Origin of the sequence: Paracoccus pantotrophus, assembly GCF_008824185.1 — a bacterium.
Lineage (GTDB): Bacteria > Pseudomonadota > Alphaproteobacteria > Rhodobacterales > Rhodobacteraceae > Paracoccus > Paracoccus pantotrophus.
Genome location: NZ_CP044426.1, coordinates 1,560,140 through 1,575,078 on the forward strand (window position 1 = coordinate 1,560,140; position 14,939 = coordinate 1,575,078).

Annotated in this window: 14 protein-coding genes; 6 read left to right on the plus strand and 8 right to left on the minus strand. The window is 69.9% G+C overall.

Going from position 1 to position 14,939, the window contains the following annotated elements; all coding sequences use genetic code 11:
- The first annotated feature begins 150 nt into the window (after positions 1-150).
- The 5 genes from ESD82_RS18220 to ESD82_RS18240 all read left to right on the plus strand — a co-directional run bounded on the left by ESD82_RS18220 (position 151) and on the right by ESD82_RS18240 (position 5,137).
- Entirely contained in the window at positions 151-1,323 is a 1,173-nt protein-coding gene (locus ESD82_RS18220; RefSeq protein WP_147427683.1) for a pyridoxal-phosphate-dependent aminotransferase family protein, read from the plus strand.
- Positions 1,324-1,383: 60 nt separating this feature from the next.
- Entirely contained in the window at positions 1,384-2,421 is a 1,038-nt protein-coding gene (locus ESD82_RS18225; RefSeq protein ID WP_024843769.1) for a siderophore-interacting protein, read from the plus strand.
- Positions 2,422-2,576: 155 nt separating this feature from the next.
- Positions 2,577-3,770, plus strand: coding sequence for a tonB-system energizer ExbB (exbB, locus tag ESD82_RS18230; protein ID WP_147427682.1), 1,194 nt, complete (start codon positions 2,577-2,579; stop codon positions 3,768-3,770).
- Positions 3,771-3,773: 3 nt separating this feature from the next.
- Entirely contained in the window at positions 3,774-4,310 is a 537-nt protein-coding gene (gene exbD, locus ESD82_RS18235; protein WP_024843771.1) for a TonB system transport protein ExbD, read from the plus strand.
- The gene (locus ESD82_RS18240) at positions 4,307-5,137 is read left to right on the plus strand and encodes an energy transducer TonB family protein (RefSeq protein ID WP_024843772.1); all 831 of its coding nucleotides are present in this window, start codon (positions 4,307-4,309) and stop codon (positions 5,135-5,137) included. Before exbD ends, ESD82_RS18240 begins: the two co-directional genes overlap by 4 nt.
- Here the strand turns inward: ESD82_RS18240 and ESD82_RS18245 are convergent.
- Together ESD82_RS18245 and ESD82_RS18250 are read right to left on the minus strand one after the other, a co-directional pair.
- Positions 5,118-6,101 carry a hydrogen peroxide-inducible genes activator gene (locus tag ESD82_RS18245; protein WP_147427681.1) on the minus strand — a complete coding sequence of 328 codons (984 nt, stop codon included), beginning with the start codon at positions 6,099-6,101 and terminating at the stop codon, positions 5,118-5,120. The two genes, ESD82_RS18240 and ESD82_RS18245, sit on opposite strands and share 20 nt — an antisense overlap.
- A 98-nt stretch (positions 6,102-6,199) precedes the next feature.
- Positions 6,200-7,477, minus strand: a complete 1,278-nt coding sequence (locus ESD82_RS18250) for a hemolysin family protein (protein WP_024843774.1) — start codon at positions 7,475-7,477, stop codon at positions 6,200-6,202.
- 293 nt (positions 7,478-7,770) lie between these two features.
- Here ESD82_RS18250 and ESD82_RS18255 point away from each other — a divergent pair, with 293 nt between their 5' ends.
- Positions 7,771-8,922 carry a DUF3734 domain-containing protein gene (locus ESD82_RS18255; protein WP_024843775.1) on the plus strand — a complete coding sequence of 384 codons (1,152 nt, stop codon included), beginning with the start codon at positions 7,771-7,773 and terminating at the stop codon, positions 8,920-8,922.
- A gap of 46 nt (positions 8,923-8,968) precedes the next feature.
- Here ESD82_RS18255 and ESD82_RS18260 read toward each other — a convergent pair whose 3' ends face one another.
- The 6 genes from ESD82_RS18260 to hutU form a co-directional block, all read right to left on the minus strand.
- Positions 8,969-10,072, minus strand: a complete 1,104-nt coding sequence (locus ESD82_RS18260; RefSeq protein ID WP_147427680.1) for an NADH:flavin oxidoreductase/NADH oxidase — start codon at positions 10,070-10,072, stop codon at positions 8,969-8,971.
- 156 nt (positions 10,073-10,228) lie between these two features.
- The gene (locus ESD82_RS18265) at positions 10,229-10,999 is read right to left on the minus strand and encodes an amino acid ABC transporter ATP-binding protein (RefSeq protein WP_024843851.1); all 771 of its coding nucleotides are present in this window, start codon (positions 10,997-10,999) and stop codon (positions 10,229-10,231) included.
- A gap of 4 nt (positions 11,000-11,003) precedes the next feature.
- Positions 11,004-11,666 carry an amino acid ABC transporter permease gene (locus ESD82_RS18270; protein ID WP_024843852.1) on the minus strand — a complete coding sequence of 221 codons (663 nt, stop codon included), beginning with the start codon at positions 11,664-11,666 and terminating at the stop codon, positions 11,004-11,006.
- Positions 11,666-12,313 (minus strand): amino acid ABC transporter permease, encoded by a 648-nt coding sequence (locus tag ESD82_RS18275; protein WP_024843853.1) that lies wholly within the window; start codon positions 12,311-12,313, stop codon positions 11,666-11,668. The genes ESD82_RS18270 and ESD82_RS18275 overlap by 1 nt, the downstream gene beginning before the upstream one ends.
- 69 nt (positions 12,314-12,382) lie before the next feature.
- A complete protein-coding gene (locus tag ESD82_RS18280; RefSeq protein WP_147427679.1) occupies positions 12,383-13,201 on the minus strand; it encodes a transporter substrate-binding domain-containing protein in 819 nt (272 codons plus the stop codon).
- 64 nt (positions 13,202-13,265) lie between these two features.
- Entirely contained in the window at positions 13,266-14,930 is a 1,665-nt protein-coding gene (gene hutU, locus ESD82_RS18285) for a urocanate hydratase (protein ID WP_147427678.1), read from the minus strand.
- Between the last annotated feature and the right edge of the window lie 9 nt (positions 14,931-14,939).

A 14,939-nucleotide genomic window follows, 5' to 3' on the forward strand; every position in this document is an offset into this window, starting at 1 on the left:
GACGGCATGCAGCGGCCCCGCGCTTCTTCGTTCCGCAAATACCCCTGCGACCGCGCAACCGACCCGGGCTTCGCCGCCCGGCCCCGTGCGCCCCGTTGACCTTGCGCGGGGCCATCCTACCGATGGCGGGTCATCAGAAAGGCATCCTCCATGAGCTTTGCCCACGGCCGCGCCGTCCTTGCCATTCCCGGCCCCTCGCCCGTCCCCGACCGCGTGCTGCGCGCCATGCACCGGGCCTCGCCCGACATCTACGGCCCGGAACTGGCGGCCGAGAACCGCGCCATGATCGCCGGGCTCAAACGGCTGGCCGGCACCGCGGGCCATGTCGCGCCCTATATCGGCAACGGCCATGCCGGATGGGAGGCGGCCAATGTCAACCTGCTCGACCGGGGCGAGCGGGCGCTGGCGCTGGTCTCGGGCCATTTCGGCCGTTCCTGGGCTGCTTCGGCCCGCGCGCTGGGGATCGAGGTCGAGGAACTGGACTTCGGCCTGGCGCCCCCCGACCCGCAGCGCCTGGCCGACCGGCTGGCGCAGGACCGCGAGGGGCGGGTCCGCGCCGTGCTGGTCTGCCAGGTCGATACCGCCAGTTCCGCCCGCGCCGACATCCCCGCCCTGCGCGCGGCCATGGGCGGCCACCCCGCCTTCCTGGCCGTCGATGCCATCGCCTCGCTGGGCTGCGAGCCCTTGCAGATGGACGAATGGGGCGTCGACCTGCTGGTCTCGGCCAGCCAGAAGGGGCTGATGGTGCCGCCGGGGCTGGCCTTCGTCTGGTTCTCGGACCGGGTCAAGGCGCGGGCGCGCAGCAGCCTGGCCACACCCTACTGGGACTGGACCCCGCGCGCCGAGGCGCAGGAACTGTGGCAATTCTGGGGCGGCACGCCACCGGTCCAGCACATCTTCGGCATGAACGAGGCGCTGCTGATGCTGCTGGACGAGGAAACCCTGCCCGCCGCCTGGGCCCGGCACGAGGGGCTGGCGCGGGCCACCTGGACGGCGCTGGATTGCTGGGGCGCCGGTCATCCCGGCATCGGGGCGCTGATCGCCGATCCCGCCGGCCGCGCCCGCTCGGTCACAGCGGCGCGGCTGCCGCAGGCCGGCGCCCTGCGTGACTGGACCGCGACCCGCGCGGGGGTGACGCTGGGGATCGGCCTGGGCGCGCCCGATCCCGACAACGCCCTGCGCATCGCCCATATGGGCCATGCCAATGCCCATCAGTTGCTGGGCGTTCTGGCGGCGGTCGAGGCCGGGATGACGGCCCTGTCCATCCCGCATGGCAAGGGCGCGCTGGAGGCGGCGGCGGCCGAGATCGCGCGACTGGCCTGAGCCCTTGCAGCGTCGCGCCGCAGACCCGACCTTGATCCCTGAAGGCATGAAAGGCGAGCCATGCGCATCACCCCCCTGCCCGAGTTCCAGTCCGAGGCCCTGCTGCCCGGCCAGGATTTCGCGCCGATCGAGCAACTGATCCGCGACGAGGCCCAGGGGCACGGGCTGGAATTGCATAGCGGCCATGGCCGCTCGATCTGGTGCCAGGTCGAGATGGGCGAGTTCGGGGCCAAGCGGCGCGGCGACGGCGTGCTGGTCTTTGCCCGCGCGCATCGCGCCGAATGGCTGGAAGCGATGCAGCAGGCGATCTTCCGGCCGCTCGCGCAGCACCTGCCGACGGCGGCAGCGGCGCTGCGCTGGCCCTCGGCCGAGGATGCCGGCAAGCCGCCCGGCCATTTCAGCCTTGCCCATGTCGCCGAAGTCGCGCCGCTCTGCCGCGATTTCCTGCGCGTGCGGCTGGCCGCGCCCGATCTGCACCGGCTTGCGACAGAGGATTCGCTGCATTTCCGCCTGGTGCTGCCGCAGCCCGGCGACGAGGCACCGGAATGGCCCCGCCTCGGCGCCCATGGTCAGATCCTCTGGCCCAGGGGCGACAAGGCGCTGCACCGCCCGGTCTATACCGTGCGCCGCATCGACGCCGATGCCGGCTGGCTGGACCTGGACATTTTCGACCATCCCGGCGGACGGGCGGCGCATTGGGCGCGCATGGTGCGCGCAGACCGGCAGGTCGGCCTGCTCGGCCCCAGCGGCGGCGGCGTCCCGCAGGCCGCGCAGCTGATGCTTGCCGGGGACGAGACCGCCTGGCCCGCCATCGCCCGCATCCTCGAATCGCGCGCCGGCACCGCGCGGGGCGAGGTCTTCCTGCTCGGCGCGCGGCCCGACTACCCGCTGCCCCGGCCCGCGGGCTTCCGCATGCGCCACCTGCCCGGCGGAACCGCGGCGCTTTGCGCCCTGCTGCGCGCCGCGCCGCCCCGGCCCGACAGCTATCTCTGGGCGGCGGCGGAGAAATCCGGCATTGCCGCGCTTCGCGCCCTGCTGCTGGAAACGCTGGGCCATGACCGGGTGCTGAGCCACCTGGCGGCCTATTGGTCGGCATAAAGGCCGGCAGCCGGTCCGCGGAATAGTTGACAATTTTACCTTGGTGATTGATACGAAGCCCGAACCGCGGCCAGAGGGTCGGCGGCATGCCAGTTCGCATGTGCCGCGCCCAGCAAGATGCGGACGGATCGAATGCCGGAACTATAAGGATCGCCATGACCCAGATGTCGCTGCCGCGCCGCCGCGCGGGGACCGCCGTTGCTTTGACCTGCCTGCTGCTTGCCGCCCCGATCTCGGCGCAGGAAGCCGCCACGGAAGGCCAGACCAGCCCGGCGCCCGAGGTCCAGACCCAGCCGGCCGCCCCTGCCGGCGAACCGGCGGCCCCCGAAGCGGCAGCGCCGGAAGCGGCCGCCCCTGCGACAACGACGCCGACCCCGGCGGCCGAGACGCCCGCTCCGGCCCCCGCGGCGACCGCGCCGGAAGCTCCCGCCCAGGAAACCCCGGCACCGGCTCCCGCCACCGATACGCCCGCGGCGCCCTCCGAGACCGCGCCTGCCGCCATCCAGACCCCGGCGGCACCCGACGCCGCCGCGACGCCGGGGGCCCCTGCCCCGGCCACGCCCGAAGCGGCCGAGCCCGCCGGGTCGAGCATCCTGCCGCAGGCGGTGCAGGACGCGCTGTCGCCGATGCTGAACCCGCCGGAGCGCGACCCGAACCTGCCGCATGACCTGTCGCCGATGGGCATGTTCCTGGCCGCCGACTGGGTGGTGAAGGCGGTGATGATCGGCCTGGCCTTCGCCTCGATCGTGACCTGGACGGTTCTGGTCGCCAAGCTGCTGGAGCTGATGGGCGCCATGGGACGCGCGCAATCGGGCATCCGGCGCGTCGAGACGGCGGCGAACCTGCCCTCGGCGCTGGCAGCGGCCGGCAACCGCAACGACCCGGTATCGCGCATGATCCGTGCCGCGGCCGCCGAATACGACCGTTCGGTCCCGGCGCTGGACCAGGCCGGCGACACCGGCGTCAAGGAGCGCGTCGATTCGCATCTGGACCGGATCGAGGCCATCGCCGGCCGGCGCATGAGCCGGGGCACCGGCGTGCTGGCCACCATCGGCTCGACCGCGCCCTTCGTCGGCCTGTTCGGCACCGTCTGGGGCATCATGAACAGCTTCATCGGCATCTCGCAGGCGCAGACCACCAACCTCGCCGTCGTGGCGCCGGGCATCGCCGAGGCGCTGCTGGCCACCGCCCTCGGCCTGGTCGCCGCCATCCCGGCCGTGGTGATCTACAACGTCTTCGCCCGCGCCATCACCGGCTACCGCCTGCGGCTGGCCAATGCCGCCGCCGGGGTCAAACGCCTTGTCAGCCGCGACCTCGATTTCCGCGGCACCCCGCGCACGGAGGTCTGAACCATGGCCGGCGGCATCCGCGAAACCCAAGGCGACGATCTGGTCGAGAACCACGAGATCAACGTCACCCCCTTCATCGACGTGATGCTGGTGCTGCTGATCATCTTCATGGTGGCGGCGCCGCTGGCGACGGTGGACGTGAACGTGGACCTGCCGGTCTCGAACGCGACCCCGGCGCAGCGCCCCGACCAGCCGGTCTATATCACCGTCAAGCCCGACCTGACGCTTGCCCTGGGCAATGAGGACGTGGCCGCCGGCGGGCTGGCCGCGGCCCTGGCCGCCGCCACCGACAACAACCGCGAAGAACGCATCTTCCTGCGCGCCGACAAGGACGTGTCCTATGGCGACCTGATGGGCGTCATGAACACCCTGCGCGAGACCGGCTATCTGAAGATCGCGCTGGTCGGGCTGGAGACCACCGGCGCGGGCGCGGCGCCCGCCGCCCAGCCCGCCGATGCCGAGCTTGATGCGCCCCCCGCACCCGCCCCGGCCCAGCAGACCGCCTCGACCCCGTCAAGCGGAGGAGCCCGCACGCCATGAGTTGGAAGCCTTCCCCGGCCCTGCGCGACAGCGCGTTATGGGGCACCGCCGCGGCGGTGGCCCTGGCCGCGCATATGGGCGGTGCGCTGTGGATCCTGCAACGCGCCGAAGCCGCAGCACCCCCCGGCCTGCCCGACCCGGTCTATGTCGAACTGGCGCCAATGCCCGAGGCCGCAGCCCCGCCGGACGAAGCCGAGGCCCCCGAAATGGCCGAGGCCGAGCCTGAACCGGAACCCGAGCCCGAGCCCGAACCGGAACTCGCCATGCCGCCGCTTCAGGAGCTCGAGCCGCTGGCGGACATGAACTCGCTGTTCCCGCCGCCGCCCGATGCGGTGGTGCTGCAGAAATCCGAACGCCCGCCCGAGCGCCCCGAGCCCGAACCGGAGCCCGAGCGGAAGGTGGTCGAAAAGCAGCCCGAGCCCAAGAAGCGCGAGAAAAAGGAAAAGGCCCCGGAAGAGCAGCCGGCCCGCCAAGCCACCACGCGCGTCCGGGCGCCGCAATCCGACCGAACCGCCGCGCCCCAGGCCCAGGCCGGCACGCCCAGCCCGCGGCAGGTGGCCAGCTGGCAGTCCAAGGTGCAGGCCGCGGTGGCGCGGCACATGCAGCGCACCCGCTTCAGCGGGCGCGGCGGCACCATGACCGTGACCCTGCGCTTCAGCGTCGATCCCAGCGGCCGGGTGGCCGGGGCATCGCTGGCAAGCTCGACCGGGGATGCCGGCATCGATTCCGCGCTGAACCGCCAGGCCTCGCGCATGCCGCGCCTGCCCGCGCCGCCCACGGGCAGGACCACCGCCCTGGTGCTGCCGGTCAAGATCGTCCTGCGCTGATCCTTTTGCGGACCGGCGTATCCGGCAAGGGATCGGGTGCGGGACGGGGGATCGGCTCGACCCCCAGCACCGGGGCCAGTTCGCGCACCGCCTGGGCCAGGGCGCGCGCATCCGCGCCGGCCTCGGCATTGCGGCGCCAGACCACCGCCAGATCGCGCGAGGGCGCCGGCTCGGTGAAGGGCACGATGCGCAGCCGGCCGTCGCGGTTCTCGTCCGCCAGAGCCAGCCGCGGGATCAGCGTCATGCCCATGCCGCTTGCCACCATCCCCATCAGCGTCGCCATCGAGGCCGCTTCGAGGTTCAGCTTGCGGCGCGGGCTGCGCAGCCCGCAGACCTCCAGCGCCTGATCGCGCAGGCAATGGCCATCGGCCAGCAGCAGCAGGCGGTCGGCCTCAATGCTTTCGGGCCGAGCCGGGCCGGAAAGCAGCGTGGTGTCGCGGCCCGACAGCGCGACCAGAAAGGCGTCGCGCAGGACCGGCTCGGCCTCGATCCCCGGCTCGTTGACCGGCAGGGCCATGATCCCGGCATCGAAACGGTGGCCCAACACGCCCGAGACCACCTCGTCGGTCGCGATCTCGTGCAGTTCCAGGTCCAGCATCGGGTGGCCGGCGCGCAGGGCCGGCACCAGATGCGGGATCAGATAGGGTGCCACCGTGGGAATGATCGCCAGCCGCAGCCGCCCCGACAAGGGCAGCCGCCCGGCCCGCGCCAGCGCCTCCAGCCGCTTGGCGGTGTCGATCAGCTCCTGCGCCACCGGCAACAGCCGCTCACCCAGCGCGGTCAGCCGCACCGGCCCGGCCCCGGCGCCGCGTTCGAACAGCGCCCCGCCCAGCCGCGCCTCGAGCTGGGCGATCTGGCTGGACAGGCCCGGCTGCGAGACATGCACCGTCTCGGCCGCGCGGCCGAAATGGCCCAGCCGGGCCACGGCAAGGAAATAGGTGATCTGGCGCAGGGTGAAATTCATAACCAAGAGTTATCAAACCCGCGGGAAATCACAAGCGTTCTTTCCCGCCCGCCGGCAGGGCCCCATGATGGACCAGGCCGGCGGATCAGAGTGGCGGATCAGAGCGGCAACCGCTGGACCAGCAGCTTGTCGATGCGGCGATGGTCCATGTCCACCACCTCGATGCGCCAGCCCTGCCAGTCCACGCGATCCCCCGCCTGCGGCAGCCGGCCGGCCAAGTCCAGCACCAGCCCGGCGACGGTGGAAAAGTCGCGATCCTCGTCCAGCGGCACCGACAGCCGGTCGGCAAATTCGTCGACCGGCATCCAGCCGGCCACCAGCAGGCTGCCGTCGTCGCGCTCGACCAGCTTCGGCTCGTCGTCGTCGAGCCCGGCGAATTCGCCGGTGATCGCCTCCAGCACGTCCATCGGCGTCACCACGCCCTCGAAATGGCCGTATTCGTCATAAACCAGCAGCATCTGCCCCGGCGCGGCGCGCAGCCGCGCGATGACCTCGGGCGCATCCATGGTCTCGGGGATGATCGGCGCAGGCTGCATCACCTGGCGCAGGTCCACCGCCTCGGCGCGGCTTTGCGACATCAGGTCCACGCTGGCAATGACGCCGATCAGATTGTTCGGGTCGCCGTCGCTGACCGGCAGGCGGGTGCGGCGGCCGTCGCGGAACTTGCGCGCCATCTCCTCCCAGCTGTCGCCGACATCGACGGCCTCGATCTCGCGCCGCGGCGTCATCAGCCCGCGCGCGCTGCGGTCGGCGATGCGCATGACCCCGGCGATCATCTCGGTCTCGGCGCGGTGCATGACGCCCGCCGTCTCGGCCTCCGAAATCACCAGCTTGATCTCCTCGTCGCTGATGGTCTGCCGGTCCTCGCCCGACTGGCCCAGGGCCGCCAGGACCAGCTTGCCCGAACGGTCCAGAAGCCAGACCAGCGGCGCCGCCCCGCGCGAGATGGCCAGCATCAGCGGCGCCACCCGCACGGCGACCCGCTCGGGCGCCTTCAGCGCCAGTTGCTTGGGCACCAGCTCGCCCACGATCAGCGACAGATAGGTGATGGCCACCACCACGCCGCCCATGCCCAAGGGCTGCGCCAGCGAGGCCGGCACCCCCCAGCCCGGCAGCGCCGCCGCCAGCCGCGCGCCCAGCGTCGCGCCGGAGAATGCGCCCGACAGGATGCCGACCAGGGTGATGCCGATCTGGACCGAGGACAGGAACCGCCCCGGCTCCTCGCCCAGCGCCAGCGCGGTGGCGGCGCCGCGGTCGCCGCGTTCGGCCAGCACCTTCAGCCGCGCCGGCCGGGCCGAGACGATCGCCAGTTCCGACATGGCCAGAAGCCCGTTGAGCAGGGTCAGGACAAGGACGACAAGGACTTCGATCCACATCAAAGGGGCTCGCTCGGGTCAGGGAGATGCCGGAAGGCGGCTTGGCATGGCAGGCCGCGCCTGTCGGAAGGGTCGTCGATCATGCGCTTGTCGGCGGCTGGCTCCGGCTGTGTCATGCCCCAATATATCGGCTGGCGCGGCCGTGACAATCTCCCAGGCGGAAATTGCGCGGGACGCAACGTCACCTTGCCGCTTTTTACCGTTTTTTTCTTTCGTTCTTCTGCACATTATGGAAATTTTCCATCCCCGGGACATGGCGCGACGGGACCGGACCACAGCATTCGAGGCCACAGATGAAGGACAGAACCGGGGAAATAACCGAGAAGGTCGTCTTCGTCCTTCAGGGCGGCGGCGCGCTGGGGGCGTTCCAGGCCGGCGCATATGAGGCACTGCATCGCGCCGGGCAGGAGCCGGAATGGCTGGCCGGCATCTCGATCGGCTCGATCAATGCCGCGCTCATCGCCGGCAACCGTCCCGCCCGGCGGCTGGAGGCGCTGCGCCGCTTCTGGGAAGAGGTGACCGGCGCGCCCTGGCTTTTGGGCTCGTGCTTCGAGGGCGGGCCGCTGCACGAACAGATGCGCGCGGTCTGCAACGAAAGCCGCGCCACCATGTCCACCATGCTCGGCGCGCCCGGCTTCTTCCGCCCGCGCGTCCCGGACCTGTTTTCCTTCCTGCCCGGCCTGATGCGGCAGACCAGCTGGTACGACACCTCGCCCCTGCGCGACACGCTGCTGACGCTGATCGACTTCGACTATCTCAATGCCGAAGGCCCGCGCCTGTCCATCGGCGCCGTCGATGTCGAGACCGGCAACTTCACCTGTTTCGACAGCCGCGAGACGCGGATCACCGTCGATCACGTCATGGCCTCGGGCGCGCTGCCGCCGGGCTTTCCCGCGGTCGAGATCGCGGGGCGGCACTATTGGGACGGCGGGCTGGTCTCGAACTCGCCGCTGCAATTCGTGCTGGCGGTGCCCAGCCCGCGGCCGCTCTGCATCTATCAGGTGGACCTCTACCCGTCGCGCGACATCCTGCCCCGCACCATGGCCCAGGTCGAGCAGCGCGAGCGCGAGATCCGCTTTTCCAGCCGCACCCGGCTGAACACCGACGAATTCCGCATCCGCCATGCGCTGGCCAGCGCGGCGCGGCGGCTGCATGCGCGCCTGCCGGCCGAGTGGCGCGACGACCCGGATCTGGCGATGCTGATCGAATCCGGCCCGGCCCATCCGGTCAGCCTGATGCACCTGATCTATCGCCATGCCGATTACGAAAGCGCATCCAAGGATTACGAGTTCTCGCGCCTGTCGATGCTGGACCATTGGCGCGACGGGCTGCGCGATGCGGAACGCTCGCTCGCCGATCCGCGCTGGACCGGGCGGCAGGTGCCCGAGGACGGGCTGATGATCTTCGACCGCAACGACCCGCACCGGCAGGACACCGCGGTCTGAGCCCGAGGCGGCACCGGCGGGAAAGCCGGCGCCCGTGCGGCGGCGGTCACTTGCGAAACAGATCCCGCAGCCCCGAGGGCTGGCAGCGCCAGAACTGCGGCGGCGCCGAGACGCTGGCGCCCAGCTTCGCCGCCGCGTGCCAGGGCCAGCGCGGATCGTAAAGCACCGTCCGGGCCAGTGCGATCATGTCGGCATCGCCGGTGGCGACGATGGCCTCGGCCTGCTCGGGCTCGGTGATCAGGCCCACGGCGATGACCGGGATGTCCACGGCCTGCCTGACCGCCCGCGCCAGCGGCACCTGGTAGCCGGGACCGACCGGGATCTGCTGGCGCCGGTCCAGCCCGCCGCTGCTGACATGGATGGCGGCGCAGCCCCGCGCCTCCAGCGCCTGCGAAAAGGCGATGCTGCCGGCAATGTCCCAGCCGCCCTCGACCCAGTCGGTGCCCGAGATGCGCACCGTGACCGGATGGCCCGCCGGCACCGCGTCCCGCACCGCCTCGAAAACCTCCAGCGGAAAGCGCATGCGGTTTTCCAGGCTGCCGCCATAGTCGTCCTCGCGCCGGTTCGACAGCGGCGACAGGAACTGGTGCAGCAGATAGCCATGCGCGGCATGGATCTGGATCGCGTCGATCCCCAGCCGCACCGAGCGCCGCGCCGCCTCGGCAAAGGCGTCGCGCACCCGCGCCAGTCCCCCGCGGTCCAGCACGATCGGCGGGTTCTCGCCCTCGGCAAAGGGCAGGTCCGAGGCCGAGACGGTCTGCCAGCCATGCGCCGCATCCGGCGCGATCTGCGCCCCGCCCTCCCAGGGCTTCGCGGTCGAGGCCTTGCGCCCGGCATGGGCCAGCTGGATGGCGATGGGCATGTCCGACCAGGCGCGCACGCCCTTCAGCACCCGGTCCATGGCTGCCTCGGTCGCATCGTCCCACAGGCCGACATCGGCATAAGAGATGCGGCCCTCGGGCAGGACGGCGGTGGCCTCGATGGTCAGGATCGCCGCGCCGGAATGCGACAGCGCGCCCAGATGCATCAGGTGCCAGTCGGTCATCCGCCCGTCCTCGGCCGAATACATGCACATCGGCGCGATCACGATCCGGTTCGCGAGGGTCCGGCCGCCGATGGCGATCGGCTGGAAAAGCTTGGGTTGGGGCATGGGGACATCCTTGCTGCTACCCGTCTCAGATATACCGCAACCGTCCGGCCGCAAGCCCCGGCCCGCGCGCTTCTTCCTTGTAGAAATATCCTGGGGGAACGCCGGACCGGCCCCGTCGAGGGGCCGGTCCGGCGTGGGGGCAAAGCCCCCTCCCGCTCAGAAGCTGTTGCGCTCGTGATAGGTGCGCAGGAAGCCCTGGATGCGCGGATCCTCGGGGTGGTGCAGGATGCGGCCGGGACTGTCGACGCCCACCAGCTCGCCCTTTTCCATGAAGGCAACCTGGTCGGCGACATGGGCGGCAAAGCCCATCTCATGCGTGACCACCACCATGGTCATGCCCTCCTGGGCCAGCGTCTTCATCACGTTCAGCACCTCGCCCACCAGCTCGGGGTCGAGCGCCGAGGTCGGCTCGTCGAACAGCATCAGCCTGGGCTCCATGGCGATGGCGCGGGCGATGGCGACGCGCTGCTGCTGGCCGCCCGACAGGCGCGCGGGGTGATTGCCCATCTTGTCGGCCAGCCCGACCTTGGCCAGCGCCTCGGCGGCGCGGGTCTCGGCCTCGGCTTTCGACAGGCCGCGCACCCGGATCAGCCCCTCGGCCACGTTCTCCTTGGCGGTCATGTGCGGCCACAGGTTGAACTGCTGGAACACCATGCCGATGGAGCGGCGCATCTCGCGCAGCTTGCGTCCCGACATCTTCCGCCCCGGCGCCTCGTAGCCGATCAGCTGGCCGTCGATGCGGATCTCGCCCGAGTCGTATTCCTCGAGGAAGTTGATGCAGCGCAAGAGCGTGGACTTGCCCGAGCCCGAGGGCCCGATCAGGCAGGTCACCTTGCCCGGCGGGATGGACAGGTCCACGTCCTTCAGCGCGTGGAAGGGGCCGTAATACTTGTTGACCTTGCGGATCTCGACGGCGGATGCCTGCATCGGCTCAGGTCCTTTCGATCAGGTGTTTGGTGATGCGCGCCTCGAACCGGCGGCCGACGCGCGAGATGGTCTCGACCAGCGCCCAGAAGAACAGCGCCAGCACCAGGTTCGCCTCGAGATAGCGGAAGGTCTCGGTGGACATGCGGCTGACCTGGTACATCAGCTCGGGCACGGTGATGATCGACAGGATCACCGTCTCCTTGGTCAGGATGATCGAGAAATTGACCAGCGCCGGCAGCGACGAGACCAGCCCCAGCGGCAGCAGGATGCGGCGCACGATGATGGGCTCGGCCATGCCGATGGCGCGGGCGGCCTCGATCTGGCCATGCGGCACGGCGCGGAAGCCCGAGCGGAAGATCTCGGCGAAATAGGGGCTACCATAGATGGTCAGGCCCAGCAGTCCCGCCGGCAGCGCGTCCAGCCGCAGCCCGACCAGCGGGCCGCCGTAATACAGCACGAAAAGCTGCACCAGGAAGGGCGTGCCGCGGATCACCTCGATATAGGCCTGGATGATCCAGCCCAGCCAGCGCGGCCCATAGCGTTGCATGAGCGCGATCACCAGCCCCAGCGCCATGCCGAAGATCGTGCCCAGGATCCAGCACAGCACGGTGACGCCAAAGCCCCTCAGCAGGGCGGGGCCGTATTGTTCAAGGATGCTCCATTCCATCAGACGGCCGTCCTGTGTTCAAGGTAACGCCCCAGCGCCGCAAGGCACAGGTTGATCGCCAGGTAGATGCAGGCGGCGGCGATATAGACCTCCAGCGGGCGGAAGGTGGTAGCGGCCTGCGCCTGGCTGGCACGGGTCAGTTCCAGGATACCGACGACCGAGACCAGCGAACTGGCCTTGACCAGCAGGATCAGCTCGTTGACCAGCGCCGGCAGCGACATGGTGAAGGCCTGCGGCAGGATCACCCTGGTCCAGACGTCGCGCGGGGTCATGCCGATGGCAACGGCGGCCTCGGTCTGGCCGCGGGGCAGCGCCGCGATGGCGCCGCGCCAGATCTCCGAGATATAGGCGCTGGCGCAGATGCCGACGGTGACGACCGCCGCGAAGATGGCCGGCACGTCGATGCCGATCACCGGCAGCGTGTAGTAGAACACCAGCAGCTGCACCAAGAGCGGCACCCCCCGCAGGAAGCTGACCCAGATTGCCGCAAATCCGCGCAGGGCCCGATAGGGCGACAGCCGTGCCGCGCAGATCAGCGTGCCGATCACCAGCCCCAGCGCGATGCCGAGGCCCGAGATCAGCAGCGTATAGCGTGCCGCCCAGAACAGCGGCTCGAAGCTTTGAAGAAAGACCGGGATCGAAAACATGCGCGCCTCGGCTTGGCCCTTGGGGACGGGGCGGGGAACGGGCGGGACCAGGCCCCGCCCGCCAGCGACTCAGTTGGTCGGAACCTCGCGGGGCAGTTCGGTATAGCTGCCCAGCCATTTCTCCTGGATCGCCTTGACCCGGCCGTCATCGGTCATCTTCAGCAGCGCGTCGTTGATGGCTTGGGCAAAGCTTTCGCTGGCCTCCTCCTTGCGCAGCACCCAGGCGAAATAGGTCGGCTGGCCGAACTGGGCCGGCTCGAACAGCGCGAAGGTCTCTGGGCGGTTCTTCACCAGATAGGTCAGGTTCGGCAGCGAGCCCGCCACCGCGTCCAGACGGCCCGCGGCCAGGTCGGCATAGGCTTCGTCCGTGGTGCCGTATTCCTTGACGTTCACGCCGCCCAGGCTTTCGCCATAGGCTTGCAGCTGACGGAACTGCGCGGTGCCCTGCTGGACGCCGACGGTCTTGCCCTTGATGTCCTCGGGCTTGCTCAGCTCGGTGTTCGAGGCCGCGCGGACCAGCGAGACGGTGGCATCGGCGATCGGCAGGGTGAAGGTGTAACGCTCCAGCCGCTCGGGGGTGATGGTGACGGGCGCGATGACGATGTCGAACTTGCCGACTTCGAGGCCCGGCAGTTCGGCGGTCCAGGGAATGTCCTGATAGACCGGCGCGACGCCGATTTCCTTCGACACCTCGTCGAACAGATCCTTGGTCATGCCCTCGTACTGGCCGTTGTTCAGCATGTCGAAGGGGGCATAGTGCATGTCGGTGGCGGTGACGATCTTGCCGGCGGCCTTGATGTCTGCAAGCTGGTCGGCCTGCGCGGCGGTGCCGATCGCAAGCGCGGAAAGCCCGAACAGGGCGGCCTTGAGGCTGGTCTGGAAGGTCATGTCTGTCTCCTAGTTGGACGGTAAGGGGCGCGGCCCCGGTGCGTTGCGACGCCGCGCCTATGGATCAGAGAATGGCGGGCAGATTCAACCCGTGCTCCCGCGCGCAGTCCAGCGCGATCTGATAGCCCGCGTCCGCGTGCCGCATGACGCCGGTGGCCGGGTCGTTCCACAACACGCGGGCCAGGCGCGCAGCGGCCTCTTCCGACCCGTCGCAGCAGATCACCATGCCGGAATGCTGGGAAAAGCCCATGCCGACGCCGCCGCCATGGTGCAGCGACACCCAGGTCGCGCCCGAGGCAGTATTCAGCAGCGCGTTCAGCAGCGGCCAGTCGGACACCGCGTCCGAGCCGTCCTGCATCGCCTCGGTCTCGCGGTTGGGCGAAGCGACCGAGCCCGAGTCGAGATGGTCGCGGCCGATGACGATCGGCGCCTTCAGCTCGCCGTTGCGCACCATCTCGTTGAAGGCGAGGCCCAGCTTGTGGCGCAGCCCCAGGCCGACCCAGCAGATCCGCGCCGGCAGGCCCTGGAAGCTGATGCGCTCCTTCGCCATGTCCAGCCAGTTATGCAGATGCGGGTCGTCGACCAGTTCCTTGACGCGTTGGTCGGTCTTGTAGATGTCCTCGGGATCGCCCGACAGCGCCGCCCAGCGGAACGGGCCGATGCCCTTGCAGAACAAGGGCCGGATATAGGCCGGCACGAAGCCCGGGAAGGCGAAGGCGCGCTCGAAGCCCTCTTCCAGCGCCATCTGGCGGATGTTGTTGCCGTAATCGACGGTCGGGATGCCCTGGTCGCTGAAGGCCACCATGGCCTCGACCTGCGTGCGCATGCTGGCGCGGGCGGCGCGTTCAACCGCCTTGGGGTCGGTCTCCTGGCGGGCACGCCATTCGGCGACGGTCCAGCCCTGCGGCAGATAGCCATGCACCGGGTCGTGCGCGCTGGTCTGGTCGGTCACGATGTCGGGGCGCACGCCGCGCTTGACCAGTTCCGGGAACACCTCGGCGGCATTGCCGATCAGCGCCACGGATTTCGCCTCGCCGGCCTTGGTCCAGCGGTCGATCATCTCCAGCGCCTCGTCGAGGCTGTGGGTCTTTTCGTCGACATAGCGGGTGCGCAGGCGGAAATCGGCGCGCGTCTCGTCGCATTCCACCGCCAGGCAGCAGGCCCCGGCCATGACCGCGGCCAGGGGCTGGGCGCCGCCCATGCCGCCAAGCCCGGCGGTCAGGATCCACTTGCCCTTGAGATTGCCGCCGTAATGCTGGCGCCCGGCCTCGACGAAGGTCTCATAGGTGCCCTGAACGATGCCCTGCGAGCCGATATAGATCCACGAGCCGGCGGTCATCTGGCCATACATGGCCAGGCCCTTCTTATCCAGCTCGTTGAAATGGTCCCAGTTCGCCCAATGCGGCACCAGGTTCGAGTTGGCGATCAGCACCCGCGGCGCGTCCTTGTGGGTCTTGAACACGCCGACCGGCTTGCCGGATTGCACCAGCAGGGTCTCGTCCGCCTCCAGCTTCTTCAGGCTGTCGACGATCAGGTCGAAATCCTTCCAAGTGCGGGCGGCGCGGCCGATGCCGCCATAGACCACCAGCTCATGCGGGTTCTCGGCCACGTCGGGATGCAGGTTGTTCATCAGCATCCGCATCGGCGCCTCGGTCAGCCAGCTTTTCGCGGTGATCTCGGTGCCGGTCGGCGGGAAAATGTCGCGGGTATTGTGCCGGGGATTATCCATCTTGGTCTC